Consider the following 15336-nt stretch of genomic DNA (forward strand, 5'->3'; position numbering starts at 1 on the left):
ATGTCCAACGTATCCTCCCTCTCCGTCCCAGGTGCCGCGCGAACGACCCGCAAGGAGGCGGCCTCCGTGGAGTTCCGCAACGTGACCAAGCGCTACGGCAAGGTCACGGCCGTGGACAGCGTGTCCTTCTCGATTGCGCCCGGGGAACTCGTGACCCTGCTCGGCCCGTCCGGCTGCGGCAAGACCACGACCCTGCGCATGATCGCCGGCCTGGAAATGGCAAGCGAAGGCCAGATCCTGATCGGCAACCGGGACGTCACGAACCTCTCGGCCGCCGACCGCGACGTGAGCATGGTGTTCCAGTCCTATGCGCTCTTCCCGCATATGTCGGTGCTGGAGAACGTGGCCTATGGGCCGTCCGTGCAAGGCATCCCGAAGAAGGAAGCCCACGCGATGGCCATGGAGAAGCTCGGCCTCGTAGGCCTTACGGGCCTCGAGAAGCGCGCGCCCTCCGAATTGTCCGGCGGCCAGCAGCAGCGCGTCGCCGTGGCGCGCGCCCTCGTGCTCGAGCCGCAGGTCCTGCTCTTCGACGAGCCCCTCTCCAACCTCGACGCGAAGCTGCGGCGACGGGTGCGTGAGGACATCCGCGAATTGCAGCAGAGCCTGAACCTGACGGTCGCCTATGTGACCCACGACCAGGAAGAGGCGCTCGCGGTCTCCGACCGCATCATCGTGATGTCGAATGCCCGCATCGCCCAGACCGGCGCCCCGCGGGAACTCTACGAGGAGCCGGCCGACCTGTTCGTGGCCGACTTCATCGGCGACGCGAACATTCTCGACGGCACGCTCCTCAGCCGGGAGGGCTCCGACGCGCAGGTGCGCATCGGCGGTGTGGTCCTTACCCTGCCCCATCGCGGCGCGAATCCGGGCCCGGTCAAGCTCGCGGTGCGGCCCGATGCCATCCTTCTGGAGGAAGGCCCGGCCGGAGAGGGAGTCCTGGCGGGCACTGTCCGGAAGGCCTCCTATCTCGGGACGCAGGTGGAATACGATGTGGAAAGCCCCATCGGCACCCTGTTCGTGGTTCAGTATGGCCGCAAGGAGCCCATCGCACCGGGCACGCCGGTCTCGATCTCCCTGACGCGCCAGCGCGGCGTGGCGGTCATTCCTAACGCCTGAAATGGTGGGAGCGGCAGGCGCCTAAACCTGTCCCTCGTCCGGAATGCTCAGGATGGTCCCGCACGCCTTGCAATGGATCGCATCCCGATCATGGAGGCGGAGGCCGCAGACGGGACATGGAAAACGGATCTTCGGCGGCCTTAAGAGAACCTGGACCAGCCGCAGGAACAGGGTCACGCCGAAGATCATGATGACGACGGAAACCAGGCGCCCGACCGTTCCGCTGAGCGTGACGTCGCCGAACCCCGTCGTCGTCAGCGCGGCGACCGTGAAGTAGAGCGCGTCGATGTAATTGCCGATGGCCGGGTTGGACCGATGCTGGGTCTCGTAGACGAAGCCGGTCATGACAAAAATGAAGACGCCGAGATTGACCGAGGCGACGATGAGATCCTCGTTCCGTCGGAAGAAGTTGCTGTCGGCTCGGAGGCGCGACAGGAGCTGATAGGTCCGAAGGAGCCTCACCGTGCGAAGAATGCGCAGGAAACCGATTCCTTCACCGACGATGGGCGCGAGGAAGGACACGATCGCGGCCACATCGGCCCAAGTGCTCGGCCTTGCGAGGTCACGCCACGGGGTTCGGCTGATGGCGAAACGGGCCGAGAAATCGGCAAGGATGACGAGACCGATCATGGTGTCGAGCCATTCCATCGCGGCGAAGCGCGGCAGGAAAGAAGACACCACGATGAAAAGGATCGTCGTGACATCGAAGATCAGGAGCCCATAGCGGAATCGATAAGCCGTGTGCGAATTGCCCTCGTAAAGGGCCCTCACCCTTTCGATCATCTTCCTGAGGCTTCCCCGATGCATGCGACGGCGCCGGAAACCTCTCTTGTCAGCCCTGTTCACAACAGGTTTATCGGCCATGGTTTAACCTGTAAGTCTTCGCCCGAACTCTAGCAGGCGCACCCGGACCGAACGAGTCGTTCCGGCAGGCGCCATTCCTGGCATATTTTCGAACCGACAAGACCCCATCCGATGCTCAAGGCCCTGATTTTCGACATGGACGGTACCCTCGTCCACAGCGACCCGGTTCACCTTCAGGCTTTCGCGGAGGTGCTCGGGCCGGAGGGCGTCGTGATCGACGACGTGGTGTTCCGCAATTCCATCATCGGCCACACCAACGAATCCATCTTCGCGACCCTGCTGCCCAACCATTCCGTTTCCGAGCACGAGGAATTCGCGGAGCAGAAGGAAGCGGCCTTCCGCAGGCTCGCGACGGATCTCAAGCCCCTGGACGGGCTGCCGGAACTCCTCGACTGGGCGGATTCGAAGGGCATCCATGTCGCCCTCGTGACCAATGCGCCGATCCTGAACGCCACCCACATGCTCGGCATCATCGGCGTGGCGGAGCGTTTCGCCGTCAAGGTGACGATCGAGGACGTCGTCCGCGGCAAGCCGGATCCCCTTCCCTATCTCACGGCCCTGGAGCGGCTCGGGATCGATGCCCGGGACGCGATTGCCTTCGAGGATTCGCCGTCCGGCATGAAGGCCGCCAAGGGAGCGGGGCTGTTCTCCTTCGGCATGCTGACGGGCCTCACCACCGAAGAGATCACGGCCGCGGGCGCCGACCGGACCATCGCGGATTTCCACGACCCTGCCCTCTGGGACATCCTGGAGGAGCGGATCCGCGCCTGAGTTTTCCAGTTCAGGCCGCGTCGGATTGCCGCTCTTCGGGCTGCCCACTTTCCGTTTCGTCGAATCGGTGGCGGGCCGCCAGGATCTGGTCCCGGTTGCGGATGGCCCAATCGCCAAGGCCGCGCACCGTTTCGAGCAGCGAGCAGCCGAGCGCCGTCAGGCGATATTCGACCTTGGGCGGAATCGTCGGATAGACCGTGCGCTGCACCAGCCCGTCGCGCTCCAGGCCGCGCAGGGTCAGGGTCAGCATCCGCTGCGAGATTCCCTCGACGATGCGGCGCAGCTCGTTGAAGCGCTTCGGCCCGCTGCCGAGCTGGACGACCACCTGAACGGTCCATTTGTCGCCGACCCGGGACAGGATCTCGGTCACGGTTCGGCAGTTGGTGGGAACATGGATGTGACCGGGTGTCAAAAAAGTGCCTCCTTGCGGCGGGCTCCAAAAGTTACTTTATGAGCCTCGGTAACAAAACGGAACTTAGTTGGTTTTCCGTTTCATGCAATCCCGAGGAGACTCCATGTCGCTGAAGCTTCACACGATCATCGCCAGCACGCGCCCCGGCCGGGTCGGCCCCGGCGTCGCACACTGGTTTAATGACTTTGCCGCCGAGCATGGCAAGTTCGATCCGGTCCTGGTGGATCTCGCCGATTTCGACCTGCCCGTCTTCAACGAGCCCGAGCATCCGCGCCTGAGGAACTACCGCCACGCTCACACCAAGGCCTGGAGCGAGAGCGTAGCCTCGGCCGATGCCTTCGTGTTCGTCACGCCCGAATACAATTACGGCCCGCCGCCCTCGCTTCTCAACGCCTTGAACTATCTGGCCGTCGAATGGGCCTACACCCCGGCCGGCTTCGTCAGCTATGGCGGTGTCTCGGGCGGCCTGCGCGCCGTTCAGGTGACCAAGCAGATCCTCACCACCTTCAAGATGATGCCGATTCCGGAAGGCGTGCCGATGCCCATGGTGTTCCCGCACCTGGAGAACGGAAAGCTGAAGCCCGAGGAAATCTACAAGACATCCGCCACCGCAATGCTCGACGAGATGTACAAATGGGCAGAGGCGCTCAAGGGTCTCCGCAGCCAACACAAGGCGTCGCTGCAGACAAAGGCTCAGGCCGCGTAATTCGGGAATTGCCGAGCGCAAAAAAGGCGCCGTTGCACGGAGCAACGGCGCCTTTGTTTTAACCTGTTCGATGGCGGCTTACAGCCGGCCCGCCAATGCGGTCTCGTAGAGCCGGCGGGCGCTCTCCTTCGTAATCGGAACCGGGTTGCCGCCCGCAGTCGGATCGTCCGGGGCCATGGCGGACATCTCGTCGAAGCGGGCTGCGTCGATCTTCAGGCCCTCCAGCGTGTGCGGCACACCGAGATCCTTGCGCAGCTGCAGCACCCAGTCGAGGAAGGCCTGGAAGCTCGGCTCCAGCCCGATATAGGCGGCGAGCCGCTCGATCCTCTCTTCGATGGCAGCGCGGTTATAGACCAGCACGTAAGGCATGAAGACCGCGTTGGTGAGCCCGTGATGGGTGTCGTAGAGTGCGCCCGCAGGATGCGACAGGGCGTGGATGGCGCCCAGCCCCTTCTGGAACGCGGTGGCGCCCATGGCGGCGGCCGACATCATGTTGGCGCGGGCCTCGATGTCCCGCCCGTCCTTGTAGGCCCGCGGCAGGTATTCCTTCACGAGGCGGATGCCCTCCACGGCGATGCCGTCCGCCATCGGGTGATAGCCAGGGGCGCAATAGGCTTCGAGGCAATGGGCGAGCGCATCGAGCCCCGTCCCGGCCGTGATGTGAGGCGGCATGCCGACCGTCAGCTCCGGGTCGCAGATCGTGATCCTCGGCATCATGAGCGGATGGAAAATCACTTTCTTGGTGTGGGTCGCCTCCTGGGTGATGACGCCCGCGCGCCCCACCTCCGAGCCGGTGCCGGCCGTGGTCGGCACCGCGATGATCGGCGCGATCCCCTTCGGGTCCGCCCGGGTCCACCAGTCGCCGATATCCTCGAAATCCCACATGGGCCGCGTCTGGCCCTTCATGAAGGCGATGACCTTGCCGGCATCGAGAGCCGAGCCGCCGCCGAAGGCCACGACACCGTCATGCCCGCCGGCCCTCAGGGCCTCCAGCCCCTTGTAGACATTGGTCTCGACCGGGTTCGGCTTGATCTCCGAGAAGATTGCGGCCTTGAGGCCCGCGGCCTTCAGGGCCTCCAGGGCGTTCTTCGTCATGGGCTGGGTGGCGAGGAACGGGTCCGTCACGATGAGCGGCGCCGTCATGCCGACCGATTTGCAGGCCTCGGCCAGTTCGGCGATGCGGCCGGCGCCGAAGCGGATCGCGGTCGGGTAGTTCCAGTTGGAGCGGGGAGAAGCGGTCATGTGAGGCGCACTCAGAGCTGACGGAGATGGAAGGATTTCGGACGGGTGAGCGACTCGTAGGCGAGGCGCGAGAGACTGGCGCCGCGGCCCGTATCCTTCACGCCCGTCCACGCGAGAGCCGGATCGAGATAGTCGCAGCGGTTCATGAAGACGGTGCCGGTCTCAAGCCTGTCGCCGATCGCCTCCGCGGCATCCAAGTCGGAGGTCCAGATGGCGGCCGAGAGGCCATAGGGCGAGTCGTTCATGAGGCGGATCGCCTCCTCGTCGCCCTTCACCTTCATGATACCGACGGTTGGCCCGAAGCTCTCCTCGCGCATCACGCTCATGGAATGGTCCACATGCGTGAGCACCTGCGGCGCCAGATAGGCGCTGTCCCCGCGATCCGCCGCGAAACGCTTCGCGTCGATATGCGCCCTGGCGCCCTTGGCCACGGCCTCGGCGTTCTGCTGGCGCACGAGGTCGGCGAAGCGCTTATGCGCCATCGGCCCGAGGGTCGTCGCCTCGTCGAGCGGGTTGCCGAGCACGTATGTGTTCACGAGCGCAACCGCACCTTCCACGAATCGGTCATAGTGCTTTTCATGGACGTAGATGCGCTCGATGCCGCAGCAGCACTGGCCGGAATTGAAGAAGGCGCCGTCCACCAGGTTCTCGATGGCGTGGCCGATATCCGCATCCTCGCGCACATAGGCCGGGTCCTTGCCGCCGAGTTCGAGGCCGAGCGACGTGAACGAGCCCGCCGCCGCGCGCTCGATGGCCCGCCCGCCCGCGACCGAACCGGTGAAGTTGCAATGGTCCACGAGACCGCCGCCGAGAATGCGGCTCGTCTGATCGTGACTGAGATGAAGGTTCTGGAAGAGGCCCTTCGGCAGGCCGGCCCGGTCGGCCGCCATCTGGAAGCGCTCACCCGCCAAAACGGTCTGCGAGGCGTGCTTGAGCAGAACCGCGTTGCCGGCCATGAGCGCCGGCGCGACGGTGTTGATGGCCGTGAGATAGGGGTAGTTCCAGGGCGCGACGACCAGCACGAGGCCGACCGGCTCGCGCTTGATCATGCGCCGGAAGCCCGGCTTCTCGTCATCCGGCGGAAGAGCCTTCAGGCTCTCCTCGGCGATGCGGACCATGTGGCGCGCCCGCTCCTCGACGCCCCGGAACTCGCCGCCGTAGCGGACGGGGCGGCCCATCTGCTGGGCGAGCTCCGGCACCACCTCCTGGTTCATGGCGACGAGCGCATCGAGCAGGCCCAGAACCTTGGCGGCGCGCTCGGCAAGGGGCACGTGCCGCCAGGCCTTCTGTGCCTCTCGCGCCGCCGCGATGGCGGCCTCGATGGCGGTCTCGGACATGATGGGACGGCGAACGAGCTCGCGCCCGTCGATGGGGGAAACGCAGACGATATCGGTGTCGGCCATGATCGTGCTTTTTCAGATGATCTCGAAATACCGGGCGAGCTGCCAGTCGGTGATGGCTTTCCTGGCCTCCCGTTCCTCCCATTCGCGCGTTGCCGCATAATGGTCAACGAAAGTGTCGCCGAAAAGCTGGCGGGCGGGCTTCGAGGCCCTCAGGCGCTCGGCGGCCTCGCCCAGCGAGCGGGGCAGTGCCCGCTTCTTCGGATGCTTCACCTCGTAGGCATTGCCCTGGATCGGATCGCCGGGCTCGATCCTGTGCTCGATGCCCCAGAGGCCCGACCCGATGGCGGCCGCGAGCGCGATGTAGGGATTGATGTCCGCCGCCGCGACCCGGTACTCCACGCGCTGCGATTTCTCGGAGCCGGGGATCACGCGCAAAGCCGTGGTGCGGTTCTCCACGCCCCAGGCCGCATCGGTCGGCGCCCAGAAGCCCGGGATGAGGCGCGTATAGCTGTTCACCGTGCAGGCAACCATGGCGAGCATCTCGGGCATCAGCTGCTGCTGCCCGCCCACGAACCAGCGCATCGTGTCCGACATGTTGTGCGGTTTGTCCGGATCGTAGAAGGCGCCCTTGCCGGACTTCACGTCGCGCAGGGAGGTGTGGAGATGGCCGGACTGCCCCGGCCAGTCGCGGGACCACTTGGCCATGAAGGTCGCCATCCAGCCGCGGCGCTGGGCGAGGATCTTGGTGTAAGTCTTGAACAGGGCAGCCTTGTCGGCGGCCTGAAGCGCATCGTCGACTCGGATGGCCGCTTCGAGCACGCCGGGGCCGGTCTCCGTGTGGAGGCCCTCGATCTCGAAATCCATCTTGGCCGCCATGTCGAGCAGGTCGTGATAGAATTCCGAGTGCACGCCCGAGCGCAGCACCGAATAGCCGAAGAAGCCGGGCGTGATGTTTTTCAGGCCGCGATAGCTTTTCTCGCGGACGGAATGCGGCGTCTCCTCGAACAGGAAGAACTCGAACTCGGCCGCGGCCGAGACCGCGAAGCCCATGTCGTTTGCCCGGTCGAGCACCCGGCGCAGGGTCCCGCGGGGACAGGCGGCTTCCGCATAGCCCTCGAACTCGGCCAGGAAGAACGGCAGGTCGTTCTCGAAGGGGATCAGCCGCATGGTATCGGGCAGGATCCTTGCCGTGGCGTCCGGATAGGCCGTGTGCCAGCCGGTGAGCGTGGTGTTGTCGTAGAGCTGGTCGTTCGAGTCCCAGCCGAGCACCACGTCGCAGAAGCCGAAGCCCTTCTCCAGGGCGGATTCGAACTTGTCCCGGGCCATATACTTCCCGCGCATGATGCCGTCGACATCGACGAGACCGATCTTCACGAAGGGCAGGTCGCGGCTGCGCACATAAGCGGCCGCATCGGCCGCCGTCCTGATCTTTGGTATGTCCATGCGAAATGTGGGGGCGTTCATGCCGGAACCCTGGCGAGAAGGAGCAGGAGGGGGAGCGCAGGATCCGCGCTCCCCCAGGTTCATCAATAGGATCTGTACTCGGCCTCGCCCTTGGACACGGCGAACTCCTCCTCGGGCGAGAGGATGAGCTTATGACGTCCATGGACCAGGAAATAGGCCATCATGACCGCATAATAGACCGCGACCCCGATCACCGCCGTCTGGAAGACCGGATCGGTGAACTGGAAGAAGAGCGTGACGGCCGCGATGACCATGCAGATCACCGCGCCCGCGACGCCGAAGGGGCTCACATAGGGCCGATGGAGATGCGCGAATTTCCGCTTCAGCACGATGTAGGACATGCCCTGCATGAAATAGGCCAGCATCGCGCCCGCCACGGCCATGTTGAGCAGCGTTCCGCCGATGACGGAACCGCCCGCATCGGCCCCCAGCGAGAACCAGATGATCATCATCACCAGAAGACCGAGGACGGCTCCGGTGATGAGGGCCACGTGCGGGGTCTTGCGCTGGCCGTGGGTGATGGACAGGAAGCTGGGGAAGTAGCCCGCCCGCGACAGGGAGTAGATCTGCCGCCCGAACGCGAAGATGATCGTGTGGAACGATGCGATGAGGCCGATCACCGCGACCGCCGCGAGGATCTTTGCGATGTCGGAGCCGAACAGGGTGCGGAACCCGTCGAGCAGCGGCTCGGTGGACTTGGCGTATCCCATAGCGCCCGGCGCGATGCCCGTGTTCAGGAAGATCACGCAGAACGCGGAGGCGATCAGCGTCAGGATGCCGGCGATGATGCCTTTCGGCATGTCGCGCTGCGGATCGTGGGATTCCTCTGCGGCCAGGGGCAGCTGCTCGATTGCGAGGAAGAGCCACACGGCAAAGGGCATGGTGGCGAAGATGCCGCCGATGCCCATGGGCAGGAACGGCCCATTGCCCTCCGGCAGTTCCACGCCGCCCGGCCCCATGTTGAGCGCCCAGCGGGAGAAGTCGTACTGGCCCGAGAACAGCACCGACAGGTAGAACACCACGAGGCAGGCGAGCGCCAGCAGCGTGACCGTCACGGTGACCTTGAACGACAGCTCGACCCCGACGATGTTCAGCCCGACGAAAATGGCATAGCAGACGATCCAGTAGATCGGCTGGTAGGCTGGGCCGGTTTCGAAGATCCCGCTCAGGTAGGAGCCGATGAAGAACACGATCACGGCCGGCGTGAGCACGAACTCGATGTTCTCCGCGATCCCCGTGATATAGCCCGCCCACGGCCCCATGGACGTGCGGGCAAACGAATACGCGCCGCCCGTGTGCGGCAGGGCCGGCGACATCTCGGCAATCGAGAAGGTGAGGCCGAGATACATGATGGCGATGATGATGGTCGCGAAGAACATCGAGCCGAAGCCGTTGGCGAGGCCCAGGTTCCAGCCCGAGTAATGGCCCGAGACCACCGCGCCGACGCCGAGCGCCCAGAGCGACCAGACGCGGGCATGGCGCTTCAGGCGCCGGGCCTCGAAATAGCTTTCGTCCACGGTAGTGTAGGTAATGCCGGCGGCGCTCTGCGCACCTGCCGGCGGGGCCTGAACCCCGTGACTCCCTTGTCCGACTGACATAGACTTTTCCTCCAAGAATAAGTCTGCCCTCTGAAGCCACGGCACACCACGCGCCGTGGCCGTCGTCACAGCGTCCGCATTGCCTCCCTCAGCAAGGGTGCGAGACGCTTCGCCCACGAGGCCTGTCCGTCTTCCGTGCGGATCAGGTCGTTGCGGATCTCGATCATGAGTGGCGCCAGCCCCCGCCGCACGGCGTGGCGGTCGAGGGTATGGAAGACCCGGTCGTCCGGGCTGTAGGGTTCGTTCATGCCCACGCAGAGCCCGGCCTCCTGCGCAAGTCCCGCCGAAACGCTGCGGGCGAGGCGCTTGTCCCGGTCGAAGATGAGGCCGATCTGCCAGGGGCGCGGAACGCCCCGGTAGACGGGCGTGAAGGAATGAATCGACACGACGGCCGCGATCCCGTCTGCGCGGGAGGCGGCGAAATCCTCAACGGCGCGATGGAACGGCTCATAGACGTCGCTCACCCGCTGCGCCCGCTCCGCAGGCAAAAGCACTGCGTTGCCCGGAATGGGGGTGTTCTCGCTCACGGGCGCAATCGAATCCGGCGCCGAAGGATCCCGGTTGAGATCGAGAACGAGGCGCGAGACCGTCGCGTGGATCAGCGGCGCGTCGAGGCTTCCGGACAGGTGCCGCGCCACGCCCAGAGCGCCCGGGTCCCAGGCGATATGGCTTTCCCGCTCATCCGGCCCGAGACCCAGGGTGCCGTAGCGCGCCGGAATATGGTTGGACGCATGCTCGCAGATGAAGAGAACCGGAAACCGCCCGCCCGCATTCTCGATGCGGGCGACGGCATCCTCGGCGGATCCGTCGTGCCCGACATCGCTCGGCATCGGTCTCGCATGAGCCATGCGGCCCTCCCTTCGTTCGCCCGACAGCGACGAGATGGTGTTTGAACACCCGATACGTCCCGTCTTTTTGTTGTTGTTTTGGAATTTTTGGTACAGGTTCCGGGTATCGTCAAGAACCGGATGTGGACAGGTCGCCCCATGCGCAACGAAAGTACAATACATTCCGCTGCGTCACTGACTCTGGCGGATCGCATCCGTCAGGAGATGGAGACCTTCACGCCGACCGAGAAGCGCGCCGCCCACGTGCTCCTGAGCCATTATCCCTTCGCGGGCCTCGAAACGGTGGCCGAATTCGCATCCCGCGCAGGCATTTCGGCCCCCTCCGCCCTGCGCTTCGTCAACCGTCTCGGCTTCGGCGGCTTTCCGGAATTCCAAAGGCATCTGCGCGAGGAGCTGGAGGCTCGCCTCCTGTCCCCGCTCGCCAAGGCCGGACCGAGCGGAACCGGCCAGGCTGCGCCGGATCTCGCGGCCTTCGCGGAGGCGACGATCGGCAACCTGAGAGCGACGGTCGAGAATATCGCGCCGGCCGAGTTCGAGGCGGTGGTCGCGCTCCTGAGCGATCCGCGCCGGCGCATCCATTTCACGGGCGGCCGCTTCACGGGAGCGCTCGCCCGCTACGCGGAGAGCCATTTCCGGATCGTGCGCAGCCATGTGGACTATATCGACGGACAGCCGGTCCTCTGGCGGGACCGGATGATCGAGATCGGCCGCCGGGACGTGCTCGTCGTGTTCGACATCCGGCGCTACCAGGAGGACGTGATCGCCCTGAGCGAAACCGCCGCCCGGCAGGGCGCCACCGTGGTGCTCCTCACGGATCCGTGGCTCTCGCCCGTCGCGCGCATCGCCCGCCACGTGCTGCCGGCCCACATCACCGCTCCCTCCAACTGGGATTCGTCCGCCGGGCTGCTGCTCCTCGCGGAAGCGCTCGTCGGGGCCGTGACGCGGCGTCTCTGGGAAACCGCGAAGCCGCGCATGGAGGCGGTCGAACGGCTTCGGGACCAGGGCAGATCAGAGAATTAGGCGTCTCACTGCGCGGCCGGTGGATCGATCTTCTGCAGCCAGGCGACCACGAACGGCACCACCAGGCCGATGCCCAGGAACCGGACCAGATGGTGGATGCCCACGTAAAGAGGGTCGAGCCCTAAGACCAGCGCCAGGATGGTCATGGCCTCCAGGCCGCCGGGCGCGAAGGCGATGAGGCCGTTGGCGAAGCTGACGCCCGCCAGCCAGGCGGCGAGGCCCGCGAAGGCGGTCGCGACAACCATGCCGATCGCGAAGGACCCCAGGGCTGCCACGAGCGTGGTGCGTAGGGTCGAGCGCCGCACGTCCCGGAAGCGCTCCGCGATGAAGATCCCGATCAGCACGAGGCCTCCGGTCGTGATGACCGGCGGAATGACCCCCGTCACCCATTCGCCCGCATGGCTGACGGTGCTCACCAGGGTGGCGCCGAGCAGGATCGGCGCCGCGACCTGCAGGCGCTTGAAGACGAGGCCGACCAGAAGTCCGCCGACGAGGATGAACGCCATCCCGCCGGCGCTCTGGACCGGGAGGCCTTGGGCGATGAGGGCGCTCCCCGTGCCGCCGCCGCTGAAGACGACCGCGCTCGGCAGGAGCGCGATCAGTACGAAGAGCCGCAGGTTCTGGACGATCGCGATGGGCGCGACAGCGGCGTTCCGATCGACCGCGATGGCCATGACGGTCGAAAGGGCGCCGGGCACGGAGGCCAGCACCGCATCGTCCCGGCGCCAGCCGGAGACCCGCGTGAGCCAGAAGGCGGAGGCGCCCGAAATGGCAATGACGGCGATGACGAGGAGCACCAGGCTCGATGGATAGCGCGCAATGGCCGCGATGGCGGCCGGCGTCACGGCCGCGCCCATGGAGGCGCCGGAGATCAGCATCGCGGCATCGACCAGAGCCCTGGGCATGGGCAGGGCCCGGCCGGCCCAGTTCCACAGAACGATCGCTAGGGCGGAGCCCGACAGCCATGCGGCCGGAACCCCGACCGCGTCGAGCGTCAGGCCGCCGAGGGCAGCGATCAGGATCTGGACGAGATGGGCAAGAGCGATGCGCATGACAGGAAACCGGGCCCGAACGGCCCGGAAGGCTCAATGGACAGGGATGGCGCTTACGTCAATGCCGCGCCCGAAGATTGGGCCGCAAAGACCGCTCAGCCTGCGATCCTCGGCAGGGCCTCGGCGATGCGGCGGACCGCCTCTTCCAGGTCGGAGGCCTCGCGGGCATAGCAGAGCCGCAGATACCCCTCCCCGGCCTCCCCGAAGGCCGAGCCGGGCGCCAGCCCCACTTTCGCCTCCTCGATGAGCGCCATGGCGACCTCCTTCGACGTCCGGCCGCCTTTGATCTTCAGGAAGGCGTAGAAGGCGCCGCTCGGAGGCGGCAGGTCGACATATCCCGTGTCGGCCAGCCGTCCCACGATCTCCCGCCCCGTGCGGGCACGGTCAATCTGATGGGCGACGAAATCCTCGCCATCCTCAAGGGCCGCAATCCCGCCGCGCTGGACGAAGACGGGCGTTCCGGAGGTCTGGTACTGGATGAGGTTCTCGATGACCTGGCCGAGGGCGGGCGGCGCTTCGAGCCAGCCGAGACGCCAGCCGGTCATGGCCCAGTTCTTCGAGAAGGTCTGGACGAAGAGGATCCGGTCCTCCGGGGACATCACATCCCGGAAGGATGGGGCACGCCCGTCGATCGCCAGGGCCGGATCGTGGACGAAGCGGCCGTAGATCTCGTCCGCCACGATCCAGAGCCCATGCCGCCGCGCGAAATCCAGAAGCGCGCGCAGGTCGGACAGGGTGGCGGTCCAGCCGGTCGGGTTGGCGGGCGAGTTGACGAGAATGGCGCGGCTGCGCGGCGTCACGGAAGCTTCGAGACGCTCGAAATCGAGGTTCCAGCCGTTCTGCCCGAACACCATCGGCACCGCGACCGGGCGGGCGCCCGCCACCGTGACCGCGCCGACGAAGTTGGGCCAGGCCGGGGTCGGGATCAGCACGTCGTCCCCGTTGCCGGCCACCATGCGCATGGCGATCTGCATGGCCGGCATCCCGCCGGTGGTGACGAAGAAGCGCTCCGGATCGGAGGGCAGGCCGTAGACGCGCTCGTGATAGCGCGCCAGGGCCTGGCGCAGGTCCGGGATGCCGCGCTGATAGGTGTAGAACGTCTCGCCGGCCGCGAGGGAGCGGGATGCCGCATCGCAGATGAAGGCGGGCGTCGGCAGGTCGCCCTCCCCGACCCAGAGCGGGATTACGCCCTCCCGACCCCGGGCATGGTTGAACACGTCGACGATCCCGCTCGACGGCGCCTGCTCGGCCTCCGGACGGAGATTGAAAAGCGACGGAACGGACACGGATGCGTTCATGAGTAGCTCCCTGACAGGCCATCAGGGTTGGCCGTTCCGTCCCCTAAAGGCAAGTGCCGTTGGCGACCCATCACAAGAAGCGGAGGTCGCGATCGAAACCCGTGATGGATCAGACGGCCCGCCGGTCCCGCAGGAGGTCGCGGATCTCGCCCAGGAGCTTCACGTCGGCCGGGATCTCGGGAGCCTTCTTGGCCTCCTCGGCCTTGGCGTCCGCAACCCGCTGCATCCGGTTGATCCCCTTCACGACCAGGAACAGGATGACCGCGATGATCGCGAAGTTGATCGCGACCGTGATGAAGTTGCCCCAGGCCAGAACGGCCCCTTGGGCCTTCGCCTGTGCGAGGGCGGGCGCCGTGACGTTCTTGGACAGGGGCGTAAAGTAGTTGGAGAAATCGAGGCCGCCCGTGATGGCGCCGATGATGGGCATGAAGATGTCGCCCACGAGGGATTCGACGATCCGCCCGAAGGCGGCGCCGATGATGACGCCGATGGCCAGATCGACCACGTTGCCGCGCAACGCGAACTGCTTGAATTCCTGCCACATGGTTCTGGTCCTCCAGCTCCGACCTATGCTTAAGCTGGAGGAACCAGGATAGGCGTCAAGCCCCCGCTTGGGCGAGAAGGTTGTTGAGGTCGAGGCGGCGGGTGACCATCTGAAGCTGGCCGTCGGGGCTCCGCGGCCATTGCTCCTCGGGACGGTCCCAGTAAAGCTCAATTCCGTTCCCGTCCGGATCGCGCAGGTAGAGCGCCTCGCTGACGCCGTGGTCGCTCGCGCCTTCCAGGGGAATGCCCGCCTCCGCCAACCGGCGCAGGGCATCCGCGAGGGCTCCCCGGGTCGGATAGAGGATCGCCATATGGAAGAGCCCTGTCGTGCCGGGTCCCGGCGGATGCCCGCCGGCGCTCTCCCAGGTGTTGAGGCCGATATGGTGGTGGTAGCCGCCCGCCGACACGAAGGCGGCCTGCGCGCCGTAGCGCTGGGTGAGCTCGAAGCCCAGGACGCCGCAATAGAAATCGAGCGCGCGCTCGAGATCGGCCACTTTCAGGTGCACATGGCCGATGCGGACGCCGGGATGGATGGGGCGCACGGAAGTCTCCGCGCCGGAGGATGGTTGGGTGATGGAGTTCATGGCCTGCCTCACATGGAACGGTTGCCGGACACGGCCGGGATCTTCGCGGGCTTCAGCGCGAGAGCGCCGTCTCCGATAAGGGCCAGCGCCAGGAGACCGGCGATCCACAGCGCCAGGAATTCCCAGCCGCCCTTCGGGTTGGTGAAGAAGAAGCCGGCCGGGCCGTGCACCGTGACGATCGCGCCCAGAAGGACCGGGATCAGCGCGAGAGCCGCGACGCGGGCATAATAACCCAGGATGAGCGCCACGCCGCCGACGATCTCCACGAGGATCGTCACATAAGCGAGCGCGGGCGGAAGTCCGAGGCTCCCGAAGAATTGGGCGGTTCCGGCAGGCGTGAAGACGAAGAGCTTCAGGCCCGCATGGGCCAGGAACAGCACGCCCAGGGCGACGCGCAGGATCAGGGACGCATAGGGGGCCGTACGGGTGTCGATCATGGCGATCTCCTTGAAAGGGGCTTTTGGAAACAAAGTGT

At 65.9% G+C, this 15336-nt stretch carries 16 protein-coding genes; 4 read left to right on the forward strand and 12 right to left on the reverse strand.

Going from position 1 to position 15336, the window contains the following annotated elements; genetic code table 11:
* On the forward strand, positions 1–1116 hold the full coding sequence (locus C4E04_RS16490) for an ABC transporter ATP-binding protein (protein WP_109599110.1): 1116 nt from the start codon (positions 1–3) through the stop codon (positions 1114–1116).
* A 21-nt stretch (positions 1117–1137) separates the two neighbouring features.
* Here the strand turns inward: C4E04_RS16490 and C4E04_RS16495 are convergent, their stop codons facing one another.
* Positions 1138–1899, reverse strand: a complete 762-nt coding sequence (locus C4E04_RS16495) for a potassium channel family protein (protein ID WP_245416131.1) — start codon at positions 1897–1899, stop codon at positions 1138–1140.
* Positions 1900–2091: 192 nt separating this feature from the next.
* On the opposite strand from C4E04_RS16495, the gene C4E04_RS16500 reads away from it, so the two are divergent.
* Entirely contained in the window at positions 2092–2751 is a 660-nt protein-coding gene (locus C4E04_RS16500) for an HAD family phosphatase (protein WP_109599112.1), read from the forward strand.
* A 10-nt stretch (positions 2752–2761) separates the two neighbouring features.
* Here the strand turns inward: C4E04_RS16500 and C4E04_RS16505 are convergent, their stop codons facing one another.
* A complete protein-coding gene (locus tag C4E04_RS16505) occupies positions 2762–3163 on the reverse strand; it encodes a helix-turn-helix domain-containing protein (protein ID WP_109599115.1) in 402 nt (133 codons plus the stop codon).
* 103 nt (positions 3164–3266) lie between these two features.
* Between C4E04_RS16505 and C4E04_RS16510 the strand changes: the two genes are divergently transcribed.
* The gene (locus C4E04_RS16510; protein ID WP_109599117.1) at positions 3267–3869 is read left to right on the forward strand and encodes an NADPH-dependent FMN reductase; all 603 of its coding nucleotides are present in this window, start codon (positions 3267–3269) and stop codon (positions 3867–3869) included.
* Between the two features lie 78 nt (positions 3870–3947).
* Here the strand turns inward: C4E04_RS16510 and C4E04_RS16515 are convergent, their stop codons facing one another.
* The 5 genes from C4E04_RS16515 to C4E04_RS16535 form a co-directional block, all read right to left on the reverse strand.
* Positions 3948–5111: an iron-containing alcohol dehydrogenase gene (locus tag C4E04_RS16515; protein ID WP_109599119.1), complete on the reverse strand. Its 1164-nt coding sequence runs from the start codon at positions 5109–5111 to the stop codon at positions 3948–3950.
* Positions 5112–5122: 11 nt separating this feature from the next.
* Complete coding sequence (locus C4E04_RS16520; RefSeq protein ID WP_109599121.1) at positions 5123–6514, reverse strand: aldehyde dehydrogenase family protein; 1392 nt, start codon at positions 6512–6514, stop codon at positions 5123–5125.
* 12 nt (positions 6515–6526) lie between these two features.
* Positions 6527–7918 carry a glutamine synthetase family protein gene (locus C4E04_RS16525; RefSeq protein WP_245416132.1) on the reverse strand — a complete coding sequence of 464 codons (1392 nt, stop codon included), beginning with the start codon at positions 7916–7918 and terminating at the stop codon, positions 6527–6529.
* A gap of 62 nt (positions 7919–7980) precedes the next feature.
* Positions 7981–9516 carry an amino acid permease gene (locus tag C4E04_RS16530; RefSeq protein ID WP_109599125.1) on the reverse strand — a complete coding sequence of 512 codons (1536 nt, stop codon included), beginning with the start codon at positions 9514–9516 and terminating at the stop codon, positions 7981–7983.
* A gap of 65 nt (positions 9517–9581) precedes the next feature.
* Positions 9582–10364 (reverse strand): N-formylglutamate amidohydrolase, encoded by a 783-nt coding sequence (locus tag C4E04_RS16535; protein WP_371682004.1) that lies wholly within the window; start codon positions 10362–10364, stop codon positions 9582–9584.
* A gap of 138 nt (positions 10365–10502) precedes the next feature.
* On the opposite strand from C4E04_RS16535, the gene C4E04_RS16540 reads away from it, so the two are divergent.
* Positions 10503–11384 (forward strand): MurR/RpiR family transcriptional regulator, encoded by an 882-nt coding sequence (locus C4E04_RS16540; protein ID WP_109599129.1) that lies wholly within the window; start codon positions 10503–10505, stop codon positions 11382–11384.
* A 5-nt stretch (positions 11385–11389) separates the two neighbouring features.
* Here C4E04_RS16540 and C4E04_RS16545 read toward each other — a convergent pair whose 3' ends face one another.
* From C4E04_RS16545 to C4E04_RS16565, 5 genes are all read right to left on the reverse strand, one after another.
* A complete protein-coding gene (locus C4E04_RS16545) occupies positions 11390–12436 on the reverse strand; it encodes an AbrB family transcriptional regulator (protein ID WP_109599132.1) in 1047 nt (348 codons plus the stop codon).
* A 95-nt stretch (positions 12437–12531) separates the two neighbouring features.
* Positions 12532–13734, reverse strand: a complete 1203-nt coding sequence (locus C4E04_RS16550; RefSeq protein ID WP_109599134.1) for a pyridoxal phosphate-dependent aminotransferase — start codon at positions 13732–13734, stop codon at positions 12532–12534.
* Positions 13735–13843: 109 nt separating this feature from the next.
* A complete protein-coding gene (mscL, locus tag C4E04_RS16555) occupies positions 13844–14278 on the reverse strand; it encodes a large conductance mechanosensitive channel protein MscL (protein WP_109599136.1) in 435 nt (144 codons plus the stop codon).
* Between the two features lie 55 nt (positions 14279–14333).
* On the reverse strand, positions 14334–14861 hold the full coding sequence (locus C4E04_RS16560) for a VOC family protein (RefSeq protein ID WP_109599138.1): 528 nt from the start codon (positions 14859–14861) through the stop codon (positions 14334–14336).
* 8 nt (positions 14862–14869) lie between these two features.
* The gene (locus C4E04_RS16565; protein ID WP_109599140.1) at positions 14870–15298 is read right to left on the reverse strand and encodes a DoxX family protein; all 429 of its coding nucleotides are present in this window, start codon (positions 15296–15298) and stop codon (positions 14870–14872) included.
* Positions 15299–15336 lie beyond the last annotated feature (38 nt).

This window comes from Microvirga sp. 17 mud 1-3 (genome assembly GCF_003151255.1).
Classification (GTDB): Bacteria; Pseudomonadota; Alphaproteobacteria; order Rhizobiales; family Beijerinckiaceae; genus Microvirga.